The 1,137-nt window shown below is 65.7% G+C and carries 1 pseudogene; it reads right to left on the bottom strand.

Going from position 1 to position 1,137, the window contains the following annotated elements:
• Positions 1–921, bottom strand: a pseudogene (locus ACFPIH_RS56240) (IS110 family RNA-guided transposase); the annotation flags it as partial.
• Between the last annotated feature and the right edge of the window lie 216 nt (positions 922–1,137).

Genomic DNA, 1,137 nt, shown 5'->3' with positions numbered 1-1,137 from the left:
CCGCGTGCGAGGCCAGGCGGCCGGCGTCCCGGTATCCAGAAAGGTCTCCGACAACGGCGACGAACTCGGCGCCCAGGATCGGGCCCATGCCGGGAAGGGACTCGATGATCTCGGCGCGGTCGTCGAGGCGGAACGTCTCGCGGATCTCCCGGTCGTTGTTCTTGATCCGCTCGTCCAGGACAAGCAGCTGGTGAGCCAGGTCGCGTGCCAGCTTCGCCGCCTGGGTCTCGCCGGGGAGAACGGTCGTCTGAGACCGGGCGGCCTCCACTGCCTTGGATGCAACAGTGCCTGCGCTGTGGACCTTTCGGCGCTCCAGCCATGTGGTGAGCCGTTTGACGCCGATCCGACGTAGGGCGGCCGGGGTCTGGTACTCGGCCAGCATGACGACCGGACCTTTGGCTGCGGAGTAATCGAAGGCCCTCTCCAGTGCCGGGCAGATACCGACCAGGAGATCCCGCAGCCGGTTGACGAGTCGAACCCGGTCGGCGATCAGGTCACTGCGGTAACTGGTCAGCAGTTGCAGCGTGGACACCAACTCTGGTGGTGTGTCGATGGGGGTGAAGTCCCGGCGCATACGGGCTTGGTCAGCGATGACCAGGGCATCCTTGGCATCGGTCCTGCCCTCGCCGCGGTAGGCGCTGGTCATCCGGTGGACGGTACGGCCGGGCACGTAGACGACTTCCTGGCCGTGGGCGATGAGCAGTGCGAGCAGCAGGGCGGCGGCCCGGCCGGAGATGTCCACCGCCCAGTGCACCTCGTCAGCCTTCTCCGGGCGCTCTCGATCAGCGTCAGGATCTGTGCCTCGTCGTTGATCACCTTCGTTGAAAAGAGCCGCTCGCCCTCGGCGCTCACCGCTACCGCCCAGTGATGGCCCTTGCCGGCATCGATGCCGACCCATATGCATGTGTGCCGCCTGGTCACCAGACGCTCCGTTCCTGCGTGCAGAGAGCTTCAACAGTCCGAGGAACACTCCGCCGACAGGCCCTTAACCAGCGATGACCGCAGTTCTCAATCAGCAGTCGGAGCGTCCCGGAGGACCGGGCGGCCAATCCACTCAAGCCATCACCGGCAGGTCACCATCAGCCACACCCGGTCCTCCCGGACCGTCCAACATTCTTAAGGGTCACCATGCTCATC

This window comes from Streptomyces vulcanius (assembly GCF_042653945.1).
Lineage (GTDB): Bacteria > Actinomycetota > Actinomycetes > Streptomycetales > Streptomycetaceae > Streptomyces > Streptomyces mangrovi.
This window is presented reverse-complemented; position numbering and strand designations above follow the sequence as displayed.